Here is a 20,355-nt window from a genome sequence, read left to right as displayed (position 1 = left end):
CGGTGCGACGGGCGAACGGCGGGATGGATCGCCCTGCCAGCCGTTCACCCGGCGGCAAACACAACGGGACGCTGCGTCAGCCAGCCGACACCGATGCCACTGTCATTGCGCCGCCGTTACTCCGCCGCCTTGCGGCGCTTGCGCATCAGTTCCTCGAGTTCCGGGTCGCGATCATCCGGCAAGGCGATGCGCGCGGTGGCGAGCAGATCGCCATGGCCGCCATGGGTGTTTGGCATGCCCTTGCCGCGCAGGCGGAAGGTGCGCCCGTTCTGGGTCCAGGCGGGAATGGTCAGGTCCACCGAACCGCCGAGCGTCGGCACCCGGAGCTTGCCGCCGAGCACGGCGTCCTGCAGCGGCACGGCGAGATCGAGCCTGAGATCCACGCCGTCCACCCGGAACTGGGGATGGGTGGCGTAGTGCACCACCACATAGGCATCGCCCGGCGCTCCACCGAACGGGCTGGCCTCGCCCTTGCCCTTGAGGCGCAGGCGATGACCCTCCGATACCCCGGCCGGGACCTTGATCTCGACCGTGCTGCCGCCGGGAAGCGCGACCTTGACCGGGCCGCCTTCGACCACCCGCTCCAGCGGCACCGGAACGACGATCTCGATGTCGCCGCCTTTCGGCGCCGCCTCGGACGATGCACGCCCGCCGCCGCTGCGGAACCGGCCGAACAGGTCTGAGAACACGTCCTCGAAACCCGAATTCGCGCCCTGACGGCCGCGGCGGGCGGCGCTGTCGTCGTCGAAGTGGAAGGACTCGAAAATCGTCTCGCCATTCGGCCCGGTACGGCGGAAGCCGCCAGGGCCGCCCTGGCCGAAGCCCGCACCCCCGAAGCCTGCGCCGCCGCCGGGATAGCCCTGAAACTTCGGCTTGCCTTCGCCGTCGATCTCGCCACGGTCATATTTGCCGCGGGCCTCGGGATCGGAAAGGATCTCGTGCGCCGTGTTTAGCTCGGCGAACTTGTCCTGCGCCTTCGGGTCGGAGGTGTTCGCATCGGGATGCAGCTTCTTTGCAAGCCGCCGGAAGGCGCGCTTGATGTCGTCCTGGCTGGCGTTGCGGGCAACGCCGAGCACCTCATAAGGCTCTCGCATGGATGTGCTTCTCGGCCGGCGGTTCCGGTCTTACGCCGCTGATGTAGGTGGCCTGTTGCAGGAACGCAACGGTCCCGCAGGGCAGTGGAACGGAAAAGCCTAGCGCACCGGCGCGCGCTGGCAAGGTACCCGGCCGTCGATGCCGGGAGAGCCGGTTCAGGTCTTCTGCAGGAGCCGGGCCTGGTCGATCTTCCACGAGGCGGTGCGCGTCGCCCGGCAAGCCTGGCCCTGCACCCAGCGCCCGGCATCGCCCGCGCCGTCGTCGGAGGCCACGATGCTGACGAGGAAGGTTCGGCAATTCATCCCGTCGCGCTGCTCGGCCGAACCGACGAGCGTGGCATTGCCGCGCCGGCGGCTCGCCGGATTTTCCCATGGCACGCTCGGGGCGTCCGCGCCGGTGGAGAGCGCCTCGCTCAGGGCCTCCCGCGCAAGCACCCAGTCATCGGCCGCCACGCCGGAAGGCAGGTCGCCGGGGCGATAGGCGACGGGCTTCACCATCGCCCCCACCGGCACCGAACCCGTCACGATCGAGTCGTCGGAGAAGATGCTGGCGCAGCCCCCGCACAGGCTGCCTGCGACGAGGAGCACGGCAATGGACGCTGTGCGGCGCATCCCGCGCCGGTTATATGAGGACGTGCGCGCCGGACCGAGGCCGCCCGCCTCCGTCTGCCTTCCATCCCACGCCATGGCCCCGCCCCTGGTCGCAACCCACGATAGTCCCCATGGAACAGCATGAACCGTTAACGTCCGATTTCACGGCTGCTGCGGAGCCGTTCCGGCTGTTCGAGGCATGGTTCGAAGAGGCCACGGCGAGCGAATCGAACGATCCCAACGCCATGGCGCTCGCCACCGTCGATGCCGACGGGATGCCGGACGTGCGCATGGTGCTTCTGAACGGGCGTGATGACGGCGGCTTCATCTTCTACACCAACACCGGCAGCGCCAAGGGGCGCGAACTCGCCGGCAACATGAAGGCCGCCCTCGTGTTCCACTGGAAGTCGCTGCGCCGGCAGGTCCGGGTGCGCGGCCCGGTCGAGCAGGTGAGCGAAGCGGAGGCGGATGCCTATTTCGCCAGCCGGCCGCGGCTCTCGCAGGTCGGCTCCTGGGCGAGCCAGCAGTCGCGTCCGCTGGAGGGGCGTTTCGCGCTGGAGGCCGCGGTCGCGCGCTACACCGCGCAATATGCGCTCGGCAGCGTGCCACGCCCGCCGCACTGGACCGGCTTCCGCATCCGTCCGGTGCAGATCGAGTTCTGGCACGACCGCGCCTTCCGGCTGCACGACCGCATCGTGTTCCGCCGCGAGAGCCCGCAGGGCGAATGGACCAAGACCCGGCTCTATCCGTGACGCCCTCCACCACCCTTTTGCGATCGGTCATTCCAACCGGCGGGAAAGGGCTCTAAAGAAGCCACGTTTCTCCAGCACCCGGTCCGCCTCATGTCCCAGCCGACGAACCAGCCCCGTCGTACCCTGCTCCTGACCGGCGCCTCGCGCGGCATCGGCCACGCCACCGTCAAGCGCTTCTCGGCGGCCGGCTGGCGGGTCATCACCTGCTCGCGCCACGCCTTTCCCGAGAACTGCCCGTGGGAGATGGGGCCGGAGGACCACATCCAGGTCGATCTCGGCAATGAGGAGGACACCCGGCGCGCCGTCGACGAGATCAAGAGCCGGCTGCCCGACGGCCAGCTCCATGCCCTCGTCAACAATGCCGGCATCTCGCCCAAGGGACCCGGCGGCGCGCGGCTCGGCACCATCGACACGCCGGAGGAGACCTGGCGCAAGGTGTTTCAGGTGAACTTCTTCGCCCCCATCCTGCTCGCCCGCGGCCTGCTGGAGGAGCTGAAGCGCACCCATGGCGCGGTGGTGAACGTCACCTCCATCGCCGGTTCGCGGGTGCATCCCTTCGCCGGGGCGGCCTATGCGACCTCGAAATCCGCGCTCGCCGGCCTCACCCGCGAAATGGCGGCCGATTTCGGCCGGGTCGGGGTGCGGGTCAACGCCATCGCGCCGGGAGAGATCGACACCTCGATCCTGTCGCCCGGCACCGAGAAGATCGTCGAGCAGATTCCGATGCAGCGCCTCGGCACCCCGGATGAGGTGGCGAAGATCATCTATGTGCTGTGCACCGACACCTCGTCCTATCTGAACGGCGCCGAAATCCACATCAATGGCGGCCAGCACGTCTGAACCGGCCCTGCGAAGCGCCGCTCACAGCCAGCGCTTCCACTTGAAGAACCAGTAGGGCACGACCGCCGCGACCAGCATGGCGAGGAGCGCGGCGGGGTAGCCGAACGGCCATTGCAGCTCCGGCATGTGCTGGAAGTTCATGCCATAGACCGAAGCGATCAGCGTCGGCGGCATCAGCACCACGGAGAGCACGGCGAAGATCTTGATGATGTTGTTCTGCTCGATGCTGACGAGGCCGAGCGTGGCGTCGAGCAGGAAGGTCACCTTGTCGCCGAGATAGCTGAGATGATCGTTGAGCGAGGTGCAATCCCGCTGCAGCGTCTTCAGCGCGCCCTTCTGGTCCTTGCTGAGGTTCCTGCCCTCGCCATCGGTCGCGAGGAAGGTAATGACGCGGGCGATGGAGACCAGGCTCTCCCGCACCTTCGAGGCAATGTCGGCCTTGCGCGCGATGAGGTTCAGCAGGGCGCGGTAGCGGCGATTGGCGTCGGCGCCGGGCTGCTCCGAGAAGATCTGGTCGGAGGCCTCGTCGATCTCGTTGCTGAGCCGTTCGATGATGTCGGCGGCGCGGTCGACGATGGCGTCGAGCAGTTCCATCAGCACCTGATCGCCGGTCAGCCCCGTCTGGCAGGCGCGGTCGAGCTTGGCGGCCACCAGCCGGAAGGGCTTGGGATCGCCATAGCGGACCGTGATCAATCGGTCGGCGGTGAGGATGAAGGTGATGGCTGCGAGCGTCGGCCGGCTGGCTTCCGACTGGCAGAGCACGCTGCCGGTCATGAAGCGGTTGCCGTCCTCGACATAAAGGCGGCTGGAGGGCTCGATCTCCCGCATCTCCTCGCGGGTGGGCACGGCGAGGTGGCAGGCATGCTCGACGGCATGCTCCTCCCCCTCGCCCGGGGCCATCAGGTCGAGCCAGACGGCATCGCCCGGCACGGCTTCGCCGGGCGGCACCGTGAAGGCGCGAAGCGCCCCGCCGCGTACGCAATAGGCCTCGAGCATCTCGCCTCCCCCACGACGCGCAGTCCATCGTCACCGCGCCATGGCGGCGCGGCGAATGTCTGCTTCACATCGATAACGCGCAGACAGGCCGGCGGTCACGCCACGCTGCGCGTTGCTGATGTCGCATGATGTGGGAAAGGAGTGAGCCTGCAGCTCTTCAGCGGACCCGACGGTCCGGCCGAATCACGCCGCGAAGAACTCGATGTCGCGAAGCGTTACGACTTTTCCATCATCGGAGCGCGCCTCACCCTTGACGGGGGCAGCAGCATCCGGGGCACTGGTATAGCGGGCAGCCGCGGCAACGGCCGAAATTCCGATCTGACGCCAATGGGCGTTTTGCTGCGAACGTTCCCAACGTTCGCTACCGGGCTCGACGTCCCGGTTGTCCTCAGCAGACATCACGTCCTCCATGGTTCACTGCCCGCCGTCTCGCGGCGCGGGAACGGTGAGATGAGCAGCAACTGCGTCAAAAATATGCAGTTGCATCGCTCAGTATAAGACCTACCAAGGTCTCATTACGGCAAACAGGCGGCGGTTTCCGGTTGGGAAGATAGTGCGGCTTTTCCGCAACAAAGGACCCGCCTCATGCGGAAGAGCCCCCGATGAGCCCTTCAAGGCAAAGGCGAAAGGGGCTAATCGGAAGACAGTGGATTCTTAAGCAATGGTTGCCCCAAGGGGCGGCTTCCTGGAGATCGTGACGATGATGTGGCGTGGGGCTGGTCTGGCTCTTCTGGCGCTGTGCCTGGCGGCATGCCAGACCTCGGTGAACGAACCTGCGCCGGAAGCGGCGCTGACGCCGCGTGACAAGCAGCTCCTGGCCAATCCGCCCTACAAGAAGGTGAAGCCGCTCGAGCTCTACCAGCGCCATGTGGTGGAGTATTCCGGCACCGAGCAGCCCGGCACCATCATCGTCAACACCGACAAGAAGTTCCTCTATCTTGTCGAGGACGGCGGCAGGGCCATCCGCTACGGCGTGACGGTCGGCGAACAGGGGCTGGCCTTCAAGGGCGAGGCCGTGGTCGGCGCCAAGAAGGAATGGCCGACCTGGACCCCCACCGAGGAAATCAAGCAGCGCCTCGAGGGCGTGCCGAACTTCGTCGCCGGCGGCCCGCAGAACCCGATGGGTGCCCGCGCGCTCTATCTCTACCAGAACGACAAGGACACGCTGTTCCGCATCCACGGCACCAACCAGCCGGAATATATCGGAATGGCGATCTCCTCCGGCTGCATCCGCATGCTGAACGAGGACGTGATCGACCTCTACAGCCGCGTGCCCGAAGGCGCCCATGTGGTGGTGATCTGACCCTCCGAGATAGCGGGCCTCCACGCCAGACATGAAAAAGGCGCTGCTCCGGCAGCGCCTTTTTCATGTCTGGCCCTCATTGCTGGAAGCGGGTGCGAGGCACCCGCCTCCAAACAACGCATATCACGCCGCAAGAAGATGCTCCCGCGTCGCCCAGTCCAGCGTGCGGTCGAGCGCGCGGGTGAGGCGGTCGAACAATTCGTCGATCTCGGCCGGCGAGATGACCAGCGGTGGGCAGATGGTGACCGCGTCGCCGAACACGCTCCGCACGATCAGCCCTTCGTCCTGCGCGAAGGCGACCACCTTCGCCGCGAAGCCGAGCTTGGGATCGAACTGGTGCCGGGTCTTCTTGTCGGCAACGATCTCGATGCCCGCGACAAGCCCGGCCTGCCGCGCCTCGCCGACCAGCGGATGATCCTCCAGCGCGGCGCAGCGGGCGGCGAATTGCGGGATCTTGGCCCGCACCCGTTCGAAGATGCTCTCGCGCTCGTAGATCTCCAGCGTCTTCAACGCCACCGCGGCGGCGACCGGATGGCCGGAATAGGTGAAGCCGTGACCGAACGAGCCGAGCTTGCGGCTCTCCTCGAGCATCGCCTGGTACATCTCCTCGGGGATCATCACCGCGCCGATCGGCTGGTAGGCGGAGGACAGCGCCTTGGCGACGGAGATGGCGTTCGGCTTCATGTCCAGCGCCTGACAGCCGAAGGGCGTCCCCAGCCGGCCGAATCCGCAGATCACTTCGTCGCCGATGAAGAAGACATCGTACTTCTTCAGGACCGCCTCGATCTTGGGGAAATAGGTCTTCGGCGGCACGATCACCCCGCCCGCGCCCATCACCGGCTCGGCGATGAAGGCGGCGACCGTCTCCGGCCCCTCGGCGAGGATCAGCGCCTCGAGATCGGCGGCCAGCCGCGTCGCGAAATCCTCCTCGCTCTCGCCCGGCTCGGCGAGGCGATAGTAATGCGGCGCCGTGGTGTGGCGCACGCCGGCGATCGGCAGGTCGAAGTCGTTGTGGTTGCCGGCAAGGCCGGTGAGCGAGGCGGACGCAATGGTGACGCCGTGATAGGCCCGCATCCGCGAGATGATCTTCTTCTTCCGCGGCCGGCCGAGCGCGTTGTTCATGTACCAGACGAGCTTCATCTGGGTGTCGTTGGCTTCCGAGCCGGAGCAGGTGAAGAACACCTTGGAGATCGGTACCGGCGCCATCTCCTTGAGCTTCTCCGCCAGCTCGATCGCGGGATCGTGGCTCTTGCCCCCGAAGATGTGGGTGAAGGGCAGCTTGCGCATCTGTTCGGATGCGGCCTCGACCAGTTCCTCGTTGCCATAGCCGAGCGCGGTGCACCACAGGCCGGCCATGCCTTCGAGATAGGCCTTGCCGTCGGAATCATGGAGCCACACGCCCTGCCCGCGCTCCAGGATCAGCGGGCCCGTGCTGCGGATCGCCTCAAGGTTGGTGTAGGGATGGACCAGGGTCTCGACATCGCGAGCCTGCATATTGGTCAGCATGACGTGCTCCGCAGTCTTTGCCGTGGCCGGCCCGCCCCGGGCGCTGGAAAAGGCCACCGCTTGAAAGGTTTCGCAGCCTAGTCCCGCCCGCTGCCGGCCGGAAGCGCGCCCTTGGTCTGAGGCGGTGGCCGCAGGGGCTTTCAAGCCGCGTCAGGGCGTCGCTGCCCGCACCGCCCAGTGGCAATAGGCCCCGCCCGAGCGGCGCTGCGCGAGGTCCACATGCAGGTGGTACTCGTGATAGCCGTCCGAACCGGGGCCGAGAATGGTGGTGAACCGCCCGCAGGCACTGGCTTTCAGCGCATTCTGGAAGTCCACCGGCATCGCGTTGTCGCCCTTGCCGCCAATCGTGACCTGCCGGCCGTTCTCCATGCGATAGCCATGGGTGTCCATGGCATTGCCCTTGCCGTGCTCGCTGATCTTGGCGCCTGCCACCCGGTTTCGTGAGCGGCAATTGTAGCTGTCGGCGACGAAGAGCGTATCGAGCGGCGAGCCGAGCTGTCCGACCAGCGGCTCGACATCCTCGCGCACCCAGTGAGCCACGGCATCTGCCATGTCACAGCGCAACAGGGCGGCGGGCTCGAAGGCGATGATCCGCCCGTTGCTGGCCTTCACGCCCTGCAGCAGCACCGGCTTGTCGGCCCCGCATCCGGCGAACGGCGTCGGCGGCGGTGGAGCTGGCGCGAACACCGCAATGCCGGATGCCGCGAGCGCCGGGCAGGCCTTCGCCAGCGTGGGCGCGGCGATGGGCGCGCCGGCGTTGCGCGGCGGGGCGGTGCCGGGCGCGGGCGGCGGCGAGGGAGCTTTGGGCTCGGCCTCCTCCTCCGAATCGTCGGCGCTCTCCTCGTCCGGCGCCGCGGCAGGCGGGGCAAGCGCTGCCTGTCGCGCAAGGCCGGGGCGCGGCGGCGGCAGGGGTACGAAGGCAAGGCGGGCGGAGGCCGCCGGATGCGGCGCACCGGCCGCCTCCCCCGCCGCGTCCCCCGCATCGGCCTCGCTCGCGTCGGTGGGCGTATCGTCCGGCACCGATGCACCCCGGACGGGCGCACCGGGATCGCGCGGCCGGAACAGCACGAAACCGCCGGAAGGCTTTGCCGGCGCCGGACTGGGCGGCGCAGCAGCCTCCGCCTGCGCATCCTCGTTCGCCTCCGGCTGAGCCGTGGCCGAGCCTGGCTTTTCCGGCGGCAGAGGCACGGGACGGCCGGCCAGCATGGCGACGGGGCCGGACGGCGCAGCTTGCTTCGCGGCGACCTCCGGCGGCGGAGGCGGCGGAAAGTGCCCGGAACCGGGCTTGGAGACCGGGAAAGGCAGCGGCAAGGGCGCCGTCGCCGGCAGGTGCAACGAGCCGGCGGGCGCAGGGGAAGCCATCGGGGCAGCGGCGAGAGAAGAGGCGGCGGCGGGGGCCTCGCCCGCGCTTTCGGCATCGGCGGGATCGTCGGGTGCGGCTTCGCCTGCATCGCCGTCGCCCGGCAACGCCGGGCGGCGCGGGGGAAGCGGAATGCCGGCCTGCACCGTTCCGCCCGCCGGGGTCGCGGCGGATTTGGCAGCGGGCTTGCGCCTCGGCTTCTTCGGGTCCGGCGTCATGCCGAAGACACCCCGCAGCTGCCGATTGACCGCCTGTCCGGCCCGGTCGATCGTGGCCGAGGCGTCTGCGGTCTGGGCGAAGGCGTACCCGCCGATCACGCGCACGCCACGGTCGCCCGGCCCGATCGCGATGTTTGACGGCAACGCGAGAATACCCGCCGCCACCAGTCCCACAAGCTGCACTGTCCTCAACCGGCACCTCACTGAACCGCCCTGTCATTGGGCAGCGCGGCCTTTCATGTTATCAGGCGCCCCATCCGCCGGCCAACCGTGCCGGGCCACCGCATCCCGGGGCCATGACCGCCGGGGCGCCTCACACCGGGACGCCGCGCCTTGTCCGCTTCACCGACCATTCGCGCCATCCTGTTCGACAAGGACGGCACCCTCGTCGATTTCGACCAAACCTGGGGACAGGCAGCAGGCGCGGTGATTCGCCGGATCACCGGGGGCAACGAAACCCGCATCGCCCGGTTGAACGAGGTCAGCCATTATCTGCCCGCGCAGCAGCGCTTCCTTGCATCGTCCCCGCTGGTGGCCGGCTCCTCGCGGGAATATGGGCCGCTCTGGGCTCAGGTGCTGGAGCGTCCGGCCGACGAGGCGCTGTTCAACGAAATCAACCATCTGTTCGGCGAGGAAGGGCGGCGCTTCCTCACCGCCATCGGCACGCCGGCACACACCCTTGCCCGGCTCAGGGCGGGCGGCCTGCCGCTTGCCATCGCCACCAACGACACCGAGGGCAATGCCCGCGTGCAGGCCGAGCTTCTCGGACTGACCCCGCTGCTCGACGCGATCTATGGCTATGATTCCGGCCATGGCGGCAAACCCGGCCCCGGCATGGTCGAGGCCTTCATCCGGCGCACCGGCCTGCCAGCGGAACATGTCGCGCTGGTGGGCGACACCCGGCACGACCTTCTCGCCGCCAAAGCCGCCGGCGCGCTGGCTGTGCTCGTGCGCAGCGGCCCGAGCCCGGTCGATGCCTTCGCCGACGAAGCCGATCTTGTGCTGGACGACATCGACGCGCTTGCCGATCATGTGCTCGGCGGCGTGCGGCCGCAGGAGCAACGGGCGCGAGCATGATCCGGCGCTGGCTCTATATCGAGGAGCGCATGTCGCGCCTCGCGACGTGGAGCCTGCGCGTGGCGGTGTTCGCCCTGCCGGTCTCAGCCCTCGCGCTCGGCCTGTTCTGGGCGGAGGTGCTGGACTTCAACGCCGCGCTGCGCACCCTCATCGCCGGCATCGCCCTGGCTGGCCTTGCCTTACTGCTGGCGATCGCCGCCTTCGTCGTCATCTGGAACGAGGGATTGCGGGGGCTTGGCCGGGTGGTGGGCGCCGCGTTCCTCGCTTCGCTTCTCCTGTTGCCGGGCGCCGCCGTGCTGGCGCTGGGCACGCTTGTTCCGGCCATCCACGACGTGACCACCGACAGCGAGGAGCCCCTGCTGTTCGAGACGCTGGGCTATGCCCGCTCGCGCGCCGCCAACGCCCTCGACCCGCCCGACGCCGCGGTCGCGCAGGCGCAGTCCACGGCGTGGCCGGACGTGAAGCCGCTCGAATTCGATGCCTCGCCCGACGAGATCTACAATTCGCTGCTCGCGCTCGTCGCCCGCTACAGATGGCGCGTCATCGACGCCACCCCGCCGCGCGGCGGGCTCAGGGACGGTCGCATCGAGGCGACGACGCGCAGCCTGCCCTTCGGCCTGCGCGCCGACATCGCGCTGCGGGTGCGCCAGACCGCCTCCGGCGTGCGCGTGGACATGCGCTCGGTTTCGCGCGAGGGCGAGCGCGACTACGGCATGAATGCCAACCGCATCACCACGCTGATGGCCGACCTGTCCGAAGCGCGGGGCCGGCGGGCGCGCTGACCCCTTTCAGCCGATGCGGTACACCCCGTCAAAGGCCGGCTCGCCCTCCGTCGACACCTCGCCACGCGCAACCATCTCCTCCAGATGGGCCAGCGTCGACAGGCCGGCCGCGGTGACCAGACGCGGGTCGAGCCCGATATAGATCGCCCGCACGATCTCCGGGATCATCGCCGGCCCGCGTTGCAGCACGCGCAGGATGGCGCTCTCGCGGGCTTCCCGATGGCGGATATACCGTGCGACGAAGGCCGGCGCGTCGCGCACCGGACCGCCATGGCCGGGCAGATAGACCGTCTCGCTACGCGCCGCGAGCTTGTGAAGCGAGGCCATGTAGTCGCCCATCGCGCCGTCCGGCGGCCCGACGATGGTGGTCGCCCATGCCATCACATGGTCACCGGAGAACAGCAGCCCCTCACCTTCCAGCGCGAAGGCGACATGGTTTGCGGTATGCCCCGGTGTCGCCACCACCTCGAGCGTCCAGCCGGACCCGTGGATCCGCTCGCCGTCGACGAGCGTGACATCCGGTCGGAAGCTGTGATCGGAGGCGGCATCGAGCGGGTTCGCCTCGCCGAGCCGCAGCGGGCGGGCCGGACGGTAAGGACCCTCGGCATAAACGAGGGCCCCTGTCGCCGCCTTCAGCGCCGGAAGCCCATCGCAATGATCCCGATGGGTGTGGGTCAAAAGGATATGGCTCACCCGCTCGCCTTCGAGCGCTGCCAGCAGCGCGGCGAGATGGCCTTCATCCGCGGGGCCGGGATCGAGAACGGCGACCTCGCCTTCACCAATGATGTAGCTGCAGGTGCCGGTGAAGGTGAACGGCCCGGCATTCGGCGCCAGGATCCGTCGCACGCCCGGAGCCACCTTCTCGACGACGCCCGGCACGGCATCGAAGCGGCGATCGAACGGAATGTCGTCGGCCATGGCGCCAGCTGTCTCCTTCCGGCACGCGCCGAACGAGGTCAGTCGGCGCAGCACACCCTTCCCCAACCGCTCTAGCGCAGGCCGTCCATCCGCGTCGAGCCGGGCATGCACACCTTTCCGGCCCGAAGGACAGATTCCTCCGGCCGGACATGGCCAACCTGCGGCCGAGGCGCGCAGCAGGCCCTCTCGAACCGGGCGCACCGGCACAATCCTGCTCCCGCACCTCTCCTTTTTCCGCAGCACCCTTGCCGTGACACGCGTTGTCAGCTTTCTGTCACAGCCACGATCGGGCCCATCGCGGGCCCGCCCCCCGACGCATGACGAACGGAACCGCCATGGACGAGCTCATCGACGGCTACCGCCGCTTCCGCGCCACCTCCTGGATCGAGCGCAAGGCGTTGTTCGAGAAGCTGGCGGCGCGCGGCCAGCGCCCGCACACCCTCGTCATCGCCTGCTCCGACAGCCGGGTCGATCCCTCGATGATCTTCGACGCCGGGCCGGGCGAGCTTTTCGTGGTGCGCAACGTGGCCAATCTGGTGCCGCGCTATTCCGCGCCGGACCATGCCCACCACGGCACCAGCGCCGCCATCGAATTCGCGGTGAAGGTGCTGGAGGTGGCCAATATCGTCGTGCTCGGCCACGCTTTGTGCGGCGGCGCACGCGCCCTGCTGGAAGGCGCCCCCCCGCAGGCGCAGGACTTCCTGCCGGACTGGGTGAGCATCGCCGAGCCCGCCCGGCAGGTGGCCGAGAACCTGACCAGAGACCCGGACGAGCGCCGCACCGTGCTGGAATATCAGTGTGTGCGGCTGTCGCTCGACAATCTGCGCAGCTTCCCCTGGGTGGAGGAGCGGATCACCGATGGCCGCCTCGTTCTGCACGGCGCCTATTTCGCGGTGGCCACCGGCATTCTGGAGCGCCTGCGCCCGGACGGCACCTTCGGCGCGGCCTGACGCCGGCCGCATGTCGGCCGCATGTCGGCCGATCCTCGCCGGCGACGGCTGTGCCTTCAGCCGCCAGCGAACCAGGAGGACGCACCAGGCGCGGGCGGCCTGTCGTATTCATTATGCCAATAATTCGATTTTAGTAATAAATTGATTGCATGATCCCGGCGAATGACCTACATTTCCTCTGCGTGACCGAAGCAGAAAATAGAGGGAGGGTTTGCCACATGACGGCTTCGATGTTGATCAGCGCCATGGCATTCGTTGCCGCTGCGGTTGCCGGCTGGAATGCCGAAAGCTATGCGGGCGCGCTGGTATGGAACCTCGCGATCGCCGCGGTCGCCTCCTTCCTCACCATCTTCTTTTTTGGCGACATGCGTGATTTCAGCCATGTCATGGTGCTCGGCACCGTATCGTCGGCACTGATCACGCTGCTGCCCAACGCGATCGCCTATCTCGTCGCCCGCGAGCATCGCCGCTACGGCACAAGCAACCAGGCCTGAAGCCGGACGCCTCTGCGCCGGACATGAAGATCCCTGGAACGAACCGAGCCCGCCCCCGTGGCGGGTTTTTCCGTTTATGCCAACCGGACAAAGCACACCGTCGCCGTCTCCGAGACGGGATCATTCGACGAAATGTGGAAGATATGGGAGAGGACCCGGGAAGTCCTTGATTTTAATGGTCGGAGTGGCAGGATTTGAACCTGCGACCCCCTCGTCCCGAACGAGGTGCGCTACCAGGCTGCGCTACACTCCGACGCGGTGCGCAGCCTCTAACACGTCGCTTGCCGGCGCTGCAAGCCCATCCTCGCGAGATCGTCCTTCGGCATGGAAGCCTGTTGATATCCATGAGTTGAAAGCCGGCGCGGAGTGTGGCTATCTCCGCGCCCGCAGGCTCGCCGCAAGGCGATCCGTTGGGGCGTCGCCAAGCGGTAAGGCAGGGGATTTTGATTCCCCCATGCGGAGGTTCGAATCCTCCCGCCCCAGCCAGCTTTCCTTTTCGTTTCAACACGACATGCGCCGAACGTTTCGGACATGCGTGAACGCAACGTGAAACGCCGGCGCACAAAAGCCGGCACAATCCCACGCCTCCACATCAGCCTCAGCCGGCCAAAAACGACAAAAGCGCCCGATCAGCCCGAGGCCGGCGGACGGGGGGTGACAAGACAGGACGCGCAGAGCCCCTTGCAGCGAGCGGGCCGCCGCGGACGGTGCGGCCCCGAGCGTCGGCGTGGCCCAGCAGCTTTGAAACCGCAGTCGCCGCCATCCGCTTCATCGCAGTGCCTCCCGCCGTCAGAGCTGGAGCGGGCCGGCCAGCGAGGCGACCAGGCGGACCAGATCGACCTGCCGGCGCACGCCGGTTTTCTCGAAGACGCGCAGCAGGTGCGTCTTCACCGTGGACGCCTGCAGGCCGAGCCGTTGCGACATCTCGCGCTGTGTCAGCCCGGCGACGACCAGCTCGACGACCCGGATCTCTGCCGGCGTCAGCCCGTAAAGCGCGGCGAATGCCTTGTGCGGCAGCTCGATCCCGTCATCGGCACGGGTGATGAACAGCGCCGCCGTGGCCCGCCGGAACAGGCCGGGCCCGGCCTCCCGGCCCTTCAACGGCAGCACATGGACGATCCGCGGCTCGCCCTGCGGGCCGAAGGCGGCAAAGCCGGTGCCGCCGCTGCGGCCGAGCCGTGCCGCGTCGTGCGCGGAGAACACCACCGCCTCCTCGATCACCGCGCCGATCCCCTCGATCACGATGCGCCCATTGTGGAGCTGGACCGTGTCCCGCGCCGCCAGCATCGCGGCGCCGCGCGGATTGACGTGGAGCAGCGACATCAGCTCGTCGACGAGGAACAGCCCGAAGGGCAGGCTGTCGAGGATCGCGGCGGCGTCCGCTGTGACCATGGAGCGCAGCTCGAGCAGCTGGCTGATCGCAATGGCACGGCGGAAATGCGGTGCCAGCAGGCGCAGGCTGTCGAGTTCGGCCTCCCCCAGCGGACCGGCGTCGCGGTGCCAGCCGAAGGACAGCGTCGAGACCATGCGCGGATTGCGCTCCAGCCCGATCGCGATGGCATCGACGATGCCCTGCGGCTCGGCCCATTGGGTGACGAAGCTGCTGGCGGCAAGCGCCTCCGGCGGCACCGCGACCGACTGGACGATGGGCTCCTCCAGCGGAAACTGGCGCACCCGCTCGTCGCCGCCCCACAATTCCACGATGTCCGGGCCAAGCCGGGTCAGCTCGGCCAGCCGCTCCGTCGACATGCCGGAGGCGACGCCGAGCGTCACCGTACCCGCCGGAAGCGGATAGACGCCGAGAATGGCATAAGAAAAGCCGAGGGCCTGACGAATCCTGTCGACGGCGGGAACCCATTTCTCAGGATCGAGAACACAATCATAGATCAGGCCGACCAGCTCGGAGATGAGCTGCGCCCTGTCCTGTAGCTCCAGCATCTGGCCGACACCCTTGCCCCAAAGGTGCCGCCTGCATGCAGATGGTCACCGCCCCGCGGCGACGTTAACCCCAAGAACGGCCGGATGCAGCACAAAACGCCGCATCGTCAGGTCTGGAGGCGCGATCGATGATCGCGCCTCCAGCCTATGACGGGCTGAAACCAGCACAAAGAATGCGAAACGGTAAAATCGTAAGATCTTCAAATGTTTACTGCAAGAAGACGACGCTTCAGCCCCCATAGCGTCGCTCGGCGCCCCGGAACCGTCTGCGATAAACGGATCCGATTTCGCGGAAAACACACTCTAGCTGCGCCTGACGACCTTCCAGACCACGGTCAGCCCATCCTCCTCAAAAGCCAGCCCGATCTCGCGCTCCGTCGGCGAGGTCCCGGTCCGCTGGAGGGCCGTTTTCTGCGTCGCGTTGAGCGCGGCGTTGAGTTCGTCGGCGAGCGTCGCAAGCTCGGGATCGTAGACCGGCGAGCCTTCATCGACCTTCGGGAAATAGATGCTGTCCGTCACCGTGCGGAAACCGTCGGCCGATGCCACGGTGACGTAGCAATTACCGTTTCCGCTCTCGCAGGTGTATTCGGTGGTCGTCTTCTTGTAGACGTACCAGTCGCCGGCGGCGGTCTGGCTGGCGAGCCGCAGATGCGCGCTGACGGCTTCGTCCGACATACTGCCCAGCGGGGTCAGCGTGGACACATCCACCAGGTCCTCGAGACGCTCGTTATCCGCCACGTCGCGCTTCCACACCGGCAGATAGCCGTTCGGCGTGCGCAGGAAGCCGACCTGCAGGCCCGGGGCCTTGCGCCCGCCCGCAAGGCCCCGCTGCTGCGCCGCATCGACGAGGCTGTTCATCTGCTGCGTCAGGGCGTCGAGATCGGGATCGTAATGAGCCGCGTCCGCCGCCGGGTGATTGAAATATCGCTCGCCGTCCGCACCTTCGGGCGTCAGCACCTTCTTCACCTTGACGACGCAGTTCGTTCCGCCGGGATGGCACCAGAGAACCCCGCCGCCCTCACTTCCGAACTTCTTTACCTGGACCATCTGGACATCTCCACGCTTCCGCCCTGAACGTTCTGATTGAAGGAAATGACAACAAACGACACGAAACGAACGACGTTCGACGCAGACACCCTAGCGAGGGCGCCAAACCTCTTCGTCCACCATTTGGTGGAGAGCGCACCATCGGTGCAGACAGGGCCCGCGCGCCGCGTCATATAGGGGGTTGGCGAACCGCTCCGAGGCCCTCTTGCGCATCCACCTCGTCAACCCGAACACCACCGCCTCGATGACGGAGAAGGCCGCCGCCGCCGCGCGTGCGGTCGCCGCGCCGGCTACGCAGATCCTTGCCCGCACCTCGACGATGGGGCCGGCCTCGATCGAGGGATTTTATGACGATGCGCTGGCGCTTCCCGGGCTGATGGAGGCGATTGCCGCGGCCGAGGGCGAAGGGGTCGACGCCCACATCATCGCCTGTTTCGACGACACCGGGCTCGACGCCGCCCGCGCGCTCGCCCATGCGCCGGTCGTCGGCATCGGGGAAGCGGCCTTTCACCTCGCCAGCCTCGTCGGCCACAGCTTCGGCGTGGTGACGACGCTGCGCCGCTCGGTGCCCGTGATCGAGGCCAATCTCGCGCGCTACGGTCTCGCCGCGCGTTGCGCGAAGGTACGGGCCTCGGAGGTCGCGGTGCTGGAGCTGGAGGACCCCGCGTCCGATGCCCGCGCCCGCATCTCGGCGGAGATCGGCCGGGCGGTGGCACAGGATCATGCCGACGCCATCGTGCTCGGCTGCGCCGGCATGGCGGATCTCGCCCGCGCGCTGGGCGCGGAGCATGGCGTGCCGGTGGTGGACGGGGTGGCGGCGGCGGTCGGCCTCGCCGAGGCATTGGTGCGGGCCGGGCTCAGGACCGGCAAGTCCGGACCTTATGCCGCCCCGCGCGCCAAGCCCTATGCCGGGCTGCTCGCCGGCTTTTCACCGCGCTGAGAACGCGCCTCATTTTGGAGCGAAGCGGATACCGGTTCGCGTGAAGAAGATGCGACCACGCAATACGTTGTTCTAGCAGAGCTTCTTGAGCAGGCGGATCAGTTCGCCCCGCTCAGGCCGGCTCAGCGGCTCGAGCATCTCGCCGGCCCGCTCGCCCGACAGCTCGATCGCGCTCTCCACCACCCGGCGCCCGGCTTCGGTCAGCGCGACGGTCCGCAGGCGCCGGTCGGCACGATCCTCGCTGGCGAGCACGAGGCCGCGGGCGATCAGCCGGTCGACGATGCCTTTGATGGTCGCGCCGTCGAGATGGATCATCCGGCCGAGCCGGTTCTGGGAGCAGCTTCCCACCTCGCGCAGTTTCGCCAGCGTTGAGAATTGCGGCTGCGTCAGCCCCTCCCCGACATGCTCGGCGAAGATCGCCGCCAGCCGCTGCGCCACCGCGCGGACGAGGAAATCCGGCTGCTCCTCGAGCACGAAGCCGGGCTCCGCGGTTCGGCGGACGGCCTCGGCACGCGCCGGAAAGGCGCCGGGCTCTCCCGCGACGGCCGCGCGCACGGACGCCGCCGGTTGTCCAAAAGCCGCCATGCCCGTCTCCCATCGCCGGTTTCAACGCCGGCAGGCTAGGACGACCGGCGCGCGGCGTTGTTGATCTGGCGCATGTTTGGAGCATGCACCCGTGCGGAGGGGAAGCGCGCCCGGAGCATTTTCAAGCGCGATGGAGACCGGTTCGCGTGAAGAAAGTCTGTCCAGTCAATACGTTGGAGACATTCATCGATTCCGTGAAACGATGAATGTCTCTATGGCCCGATTTCGGCGTCCGGCGCGCGCGAGGCGGGAATGCGCGGCGTGCGGTTGGCGAGGATCGCGCCGGCGACGATGAGCGCGGCGCCCGCCAGCGTGCCGAGCGTCGGCCATTCGGCGAAGACCAGGAAGCCGATGATCACCGCCCAGATGAAGGCGGTGTATTCCAGCACCCCGAGCCGGCTGGCATCGGCGCGGCCATAGGCCCATGTCAGGCACAGATGGCCGACCGTGCCGAGCGTTCCGATGACCGCGAACAGGATCCATTGCCCCCCATTGGGCAGCGACCATTGCAGCGCCGCCACCGGGGCCGAGAGCAGGCAGGCAAACAGGTTCTGCAGCAGCACGATGGTCGGGATCGGGTCGCGCGCGGCGCGCCATTTCAGCGACACCATGGCGATGGCGTAGCAGACCGAGGACACCAGCGCCGCGACCGCGCCGAACACCGTGCCCCCGCTCGCCTGCGCCAGCTGGTCCCACAGCACCACCAGCACGCCGAAGAAGCCGAGCGCCAGCGCCAGCGCGACATGCCCGCCCGGTCGCTCGCCGAGCGTGAGCCGGGCGAACAGCGCGATCAGGATCGGCGAGGTGAAGGAGAGCGCCAGTGTCACCGCCAGCGGCAGGGTGGAGAGCGCGTAGTAGAAGGAGCCGGCGGTGATGACCACGACCACCGAGCGCCAGGCATGCGGCCGCATCGTCGCAAGATCGGGCCAGCGCGTGCCGTTGGCGAAGAAGACGATGGCCGCCGACAGCACGCCGAAGAAATAGCGCAGCACCACGAGCTGCGAGGTGGCGAAGTCGGGCGCGAGATATTTCACCGCGGCGTCCATCACCGACAGCAGGCCGATGCCCAGCACCGCGCTGGCGATCGGGGCGAGCGCACCATGGGCGGAGGCGGGCGCGAAAGGCTTCACGTCGGCCATGGCTCAACCCCCGATGCGGCGCCGGCCGCCCCGGCCGCTGGGGCGCGAGGCGCCGGTCACGGGAAGCGAACGGAAGGGGCAAGCGGTCACGGAACGAATCTCCGCCCCGTGTGGCCGGGGCTGCATCGACGCGGAAGGGCGTGCGGACTATGTTCGGCGATGAAGAAAGCGTAAAGCACCGTTGTATAGAATTCCGATGAAGCTTGCTTCGTCTTCCGCCGAAGGACGCCCGATTACCATGGGCCCTGCCGGCTGTCTCGCCCGTTGTCTTTGCCCGCTGCGCTGTTCGTCGTCTCGCCGTGCTTTCCCGCTACAGCCTGCCGCGAGGCTCCGCCAGCGGAGCTGTCGGAGCCTGCCCTCTACGCCCATTTCGTGCCCGCAAGCCCTTCCGCGCCTCACGTGCCCTCTTCCTGGCCTCCCGTGCCCCGGAGTTCTCGATGAACCGAACTGCTCTTCTGCCGCGCGCCCTGCTGGTCGGCGCGATCGCCTCGCTCGCTGCGGCCTGCGCCGGCGGCAATCAGCCGCCGTCTCCCCAGGTGCCGGCCGGGCCGGGCTACTCTTCGCCGATCACCGCCGACCAGGTGGTGGGCAAGTGGGGCCTCGCGGCCTTCCACCGGCCCGAGGACGCCGCGCGCACCGAGCAGCAGGCCCAGCAGGGATGCCGGCAGCCTTATGTCATTAATCGCGGCTCCAGCGGCGGCTTCATGATGTACCTCGCCGACCAGTCGGAGCCCTCCGAGGTCGTGTCGAAGCAGAACCCGCCCGGCCCGATCTATATCGGCCTGCCGGACGAGCCGCCGGGGGGCGACGGCGATCGCGAGGTGCTGCGCTTCGACGGCTCGGTGATGGTACTCAAGTGGCTCGACAAGGAAGTCGCCGGCCGCTACGGCACCATGGTCTATGTCCGCTGCCCGCAGCAGTGAGCCACAGATGGCCACTCGCGCATCAACGGCACCTCGCGCAACGACGGTCGCGCGCGAGGTGCCGGCCGCATCCGGCCGAGCGATGACGGGCGAGGCTGCCGCGGCCCTCGTCCGTCCCGGCCGCGCCGCGGCCATGTCGGCCTGCGCCGCCGTGGCGACGAGGGCGGCCTGCGCCGCCGTGGCGACGCTGGCGCTTCTGACCTTTCCGGCGGCGGCGCAATATTACGAGTATGGCTATGGCGGCGGCCAGCGGCCGTGGCAATCCGGCGGGCGCGGCTGGCAGCCGGGCTCCGGCTATGCCTATCCGCCCGGCCTCAATGACGACCGCGCCGCCAACCTGCCGGCATCGCGCCGCCCGGTCTACGCACCCGCCCCCTATGACGGATCGGACGGCAGCGCCCGCAGCGCGGCCTTCGGCACCGGCCGGACGATCGACCGGCTGTCGCGGCAGATCGTGCTCTACCCCTCCGGCGAGGCGCCGGGCACGATCGTCATCAACACCTCCGAGCACTACCTCTATCTGGTGCTCGGCGAGGGCAAGGCGCTGCGCTATGCGGTGGGCGTCGGGCGCGAGGGCTTCGCCTGGAGCGGCACCCAATACATCACCCGCAAGAAGGAATGGCCGGACTGGCGGCCGCCTCAGGAGATGCTGGAGCGCCGCCCGGATCTGCCGGCCTACATGCCCGGAGGCCCGGAAAACCCGCTGGGCGCGCGCGCACTCTATCTCGGCGACACCCTCTACCGCATCCACGGCTCCAACGAGCCGGAGACGATCGGCCGCTCGGTGTCCTCGGGCTGCATCCGCATGCTGAACGACGATGTCGAGGACCTGTACGAGCGGGTCGACATCGGCACCAAGGTGAAGGTGCTGTAGACGGAAAAGGGCGCGGCCCGGCCGCGCC

General features: G+C 68.2%; 21 protein-coding genes and 2 tRNA genes. 11 read left to right on the top strand and 12 right to left on the bottom strand.

Features of this window, described 5'->3' with window-relative positions:
• Positions 1-116: 116 nt before the first annotated feature.
• Both MWN34_RS09290 and MWN34_RS09285 read right to left on the bottom strand, forming a co-directional pair.
• Complete coding sequence (locus MWN34_RS09290) at positions 117-1,094, bottom strand: DnaJ C-terminal domain-containing protein (RefSeq protein WP_247028704.1); 978 nt, start codon at positions 1,092-1,094, stop codon at positions 117-119.
• A gap of 156 nt (positions 1,095-1,250) precedes the next feature.
• Positions 1,251-1,706 carry an RT0821/Lpp0805 family surface protein gene (locus tag MWN34_RS09285; protein WP_247028703.1) on the bottom strand — a complete coding sequence of 152 codons (456 nt, stop codon included), beginning with the start codon at positions 1,704-1,706 and terminating at the stop codon, positions 1,251-1,253.
• A gap of 110 nt (positions 1,707-1,816) precedes the next feature.
• On the opposite strand from MWN34_RS09285, the gene pdxH reads away from it, so the two are divergent.
• Together pdxH and MWN34_RS09275 are read left to right on the top strand one after the other, a co-directional pair.
• Entirely contained in the window at positions 1,817-2,437 is a 621-nt protein-coding gene (gene pdxH / locus MWN34_RS09280) for a pyridoxamine 5'-phosphate oxidase (RefSeq protein WP_247028702.1), read from the top strand.
• A 90-nt stretch (positions 2,438-2,527) separates the two neighbouring features.
• Positions 2,528-3,277 (top strand): SDR family NAD(P)-dependent oxidoreductase, encoded by a 750-nt coding sequence (locus tag MWN34_RS09275; protein ID WP_247028700.1) that lies wholly within the window; start codon positions 2,528-2,530, stop codon positions 3,275-3,277.
• A gap of 21 nt (positions 3,278-3,298) precedes the next feature.
• Here MWN34_RS09275 and MWN34_RS09270 read toward each other — a convergent pair whose 3' ends face one another.
• Positions 3,299-4,273, bottom strand: coding sequence for a magnesium transporter CorA family protein (locus MWN34_RS09270; protein ID WP_247028699.1), 975 nt, complete (start codon positions 4,271-4,273; stop codon positions 3,299-3,301).
• A gap of 183 nt (positions 4,274-4,456) precedes the next feature.
• Positions 4,457-4,684: a hypothetical protein gene (locus tag MWN34_RS09265; protein ID WP_247028698.1), complete on the bottom strand. Its 228-nt coding sequence runs from the start codon at positions 4,682-4,684 to the stop codon at positions 4,457-4,459.
• A gap of 250 nt (positions 4,685-4,934) precedes the next feature.
• Here MWN34_RS09265 and MWN34_RS09260 point away from each other — a divergent pair, with 250 nt between their 5' ends.
• Positions 4,935-5,576 carry a L,D-transpeptidase gene (locus tag MWN34_RS09260; RefSeq protein WP_247028697.1) on the top strand — a complete coding sequence of 214 codons (642 nt, stop codon included), beginning with the start codon at positions 4,935-4,937 and terminating at the stop codon, positions 5,574-5,576.
• A gap of 123 nt (positions 5,577-5,699) precedes the next feature.
• Here MWN34_RS09260 and MWN34_RS09255 read toward each other — a convergent pair whose 3' ends face one another.
• Together MWN34_RS09255 and MWN34_RS09250 are read right to left on the bottom strand one after the other, a co-directional pair.
• Positions 5,700-7,082, bottom strand: a complete 1,383-nt coding sequence (locus MWN34_RS09255; RefSeq protein ID WP_247028696.1) for an aminotransferase — start codon at positions 7,080-7,082, stop codon at positions 5,700-5,702.
• 150 nt (positions 7,083-7,232) lie between these two features.
• Entirely contained in the window at positions 7,233-8,843 is a 1,611-nt protein-coding gene (locus tag MWN34_RS09250; protein ID WP_247028695.1) for an extensin family protein, read from the bottom strand.
• A gap of 150 nt (positions 8,844-8,993) precedes the next feature.
• Here MWN34_RS09250 and MWN34_RS09245 point away from each other — a divergent pair, with 150 nt between their 5' ends.
• Entirely contained in the window at positions 8,994-9,737 is a 744-nt protein-coding gene (locus tag MWN34_RS09245; RefSeq protein ID WP_247028694.1) for an HAD family hydrolase, read from the top strand.
• Positions 9,734-10,519, top strand: coding sequence for a DUF1499 domain-containing protein (locus MWN34_RS09240; RefSeq protein WP_247028693.1), 786 nt, complete (start codon positions 9,734-9,736; stop codon positions 10,517-10,519). The genes MWN34_RS09245 and MWN34_RS09240 overlap by 4 nt, the downstream gene beginning before the upstream one ends.
• A 6-nt stretch (positions 10,520-10,525) precedes the next feature.
• Here the strand turns inward: MWN34_RS09240 and MWN34_RS09235 are convergent, their stop codons facing one another.
• Positions 10,526-11,437 (bottom strand): MBL fold metallo-hydrolase, encoded by a 912-nt coding sequence (locus MWN34_RS09235; RefSeq protein WP_247028691.1) that lies wholly within the window; start codon positions 11,435-11,437, stop codon positions 10,526-10,528.
• A 335-nt stretch (positions 11,438-11,772) separates the two neighbouring features.
• Here MWN34_RS09235 and MWN34_RS09230 point away from each other — a divergent pair, with 335 nt between their 5' ends.
• Positions 11,773-12,387: a carbonic anhydrase gene (locus tag MWN34_RS09230; protein WP_247028689.1), complete on the top strand. Its 615-nt coding sequence runs from the start codon at positions 11,773-11,775 to the stop codon at positions 12,385-12,387.
• Between the two features lie 245 nt (positions 12,388-12,632).
• The gene (locus MWN34_RS09225; RefSeq protein WP_247028688.1) at positions 12,633-12,881 is read left to right on the top strand and encodes a hypothetical protein; all 249 of its coding nucleotides are present in this window, start codon (positions 12,633-12,635) and stop codon (positions 12,879-12,881) included.
• A 176-nt stretch (positions 12,882-13,057) separates the two neighbouring features.
• On the opposite strand, the gene MWN34_RS09220 is transcribed toward MWN34_RS09225, so the two are convergent.
• Positions 13,058-13,134, bottom strand: a tRNA-Pro gene (locus MWN34_RS09220).
• Positions 13,135-13,292: 158 nt separating this feature from the next.
• On the opposite strand from MWN34_RS09220, the gene MWN34_RS09215 reads away from it, so the two are divergent.
• Positions 13,293-13,367, top strand: a tRNA-Gln gene (locus MWN34_RS09215).
• 303 nt (positions 13,368-13,670) lie between these two features.
• Here MWN34_RS09215 and MWN34_RS09210 read toward each other — a convergent pair.
• Both MWN34_RS09210 and MWN34_RS09205 read right to left on the bottom strand, forming a co-directional pair.
• On the bottom strand, positions 13,671-14,819 hold the full coding sequence (locus MWN34_RS09210; RefSeq protein WP_247028686.1) for a helix-turn-helix transcriptional regulator: 1,149 nt from the start codon (positions 14,817-14,819) through the stop codon (positions 13,671-13,673).
• Positions 14,820-15,122: 303 nt separating this feature from the next.
• Entirely contained in the window at positions 15,123-15,866 is a 744-nt protein-coding gene (locus MWN34_RS09205) for a hypothetical protein (protein ID WP_247028685.1), read from the bottom strand.
• Positions 15,867-16,071: 205 nt separating this feature from the next.
• Between MWN34_RS09205 and MWN34_RS09200 the strand changes: the two genes are divergently transcribed.
• Positions 16,072-16,806 carry an aspartate/glutamate racemase family protein gene (locus MWN34_RS09200; protein ID WP_247028684.1) on the top strand — a complete coding sequence of 245 codons (735 nt, stop codon included), beginning with the start codon at positions 16,072-16,074 and terminating at the stop codon, positions 16,804-16,806.
• Positions 16,807-16,878: 72 nt separating this feature from the next.
• On the opposite strand, the gene MWN34_RS09195 is transcribed toward MWN34_RS09200, so the two are convergent.
• Together MWN34_RS09195 and MWN34_RS09190 are read right to left on the bottom strand one after the other, a co-directional pair.
• Complete coding sequence (locus MWN34_RS09195) at positions 16,879-17,391, bottom strand: MarR family winged helix-turn-helix transcriptional regulator (RefSeq protein WP_247028683.1); 513 nt, start codon at positions 17,389-17,391, stop codon at positions 16,879-16,881.
• Positions 17,392-17,603: 212 nt separating this feature from the next.
• Complete coding sequence (locus tag MWN34_RS09190; RefSeq protein WP_247028682.1) at positions 17,604-18,530, bottom strand: DMT family transporter; 927 nt, start codon at positions 18,528-18,530, stop codon at positions 17,604-17,606.
• Positions 18,531-18,967: 437 nt separating this feature from the next.
• On the opposite strand from MWN34_RS09190, the gene MWN34_RS09185 reads away from it, so the two are divergent.
• Both MWN34_RS09185 and MWN34_RS09180 read left to right on the top strand, forming a co-directional pair.
• Entirely contained in the window at positions 18,968-19,453 is a 486-nt protein-coding gene (locus tag MWN34_RS09185; protein ID WP_247028681.1) for a hypothetical protein, read from the top strand.
• 133 nt (positions 19,454-19,586) lie between these two features.
• Entirely contained in the window at positions 19,587-20,327 is a 741-nt protein-coding gene (locus tag MWN34_RS09180) for a L,D-transpeptidase (protein ID WP_425532087.1), read from the top strand.
• The last annotated feature ends 28 nt before the right edge of the window (positions 20,328-20,355 follow it).

It is taken from the genome of Ancylobacter crimeensis (genome assembly GCF_023016805.1).
Classification (GTDB): domain Bacteria; phylum Pseudomonadota; class Alphaproteobacteria; order Rhizobiales; family Xanthobacteraceae; genus Ancylobacter; species Ancylobacter crimeensis.
This window is presented reverse-complemented; position numbering and strand designations above follow the sequence as displayed.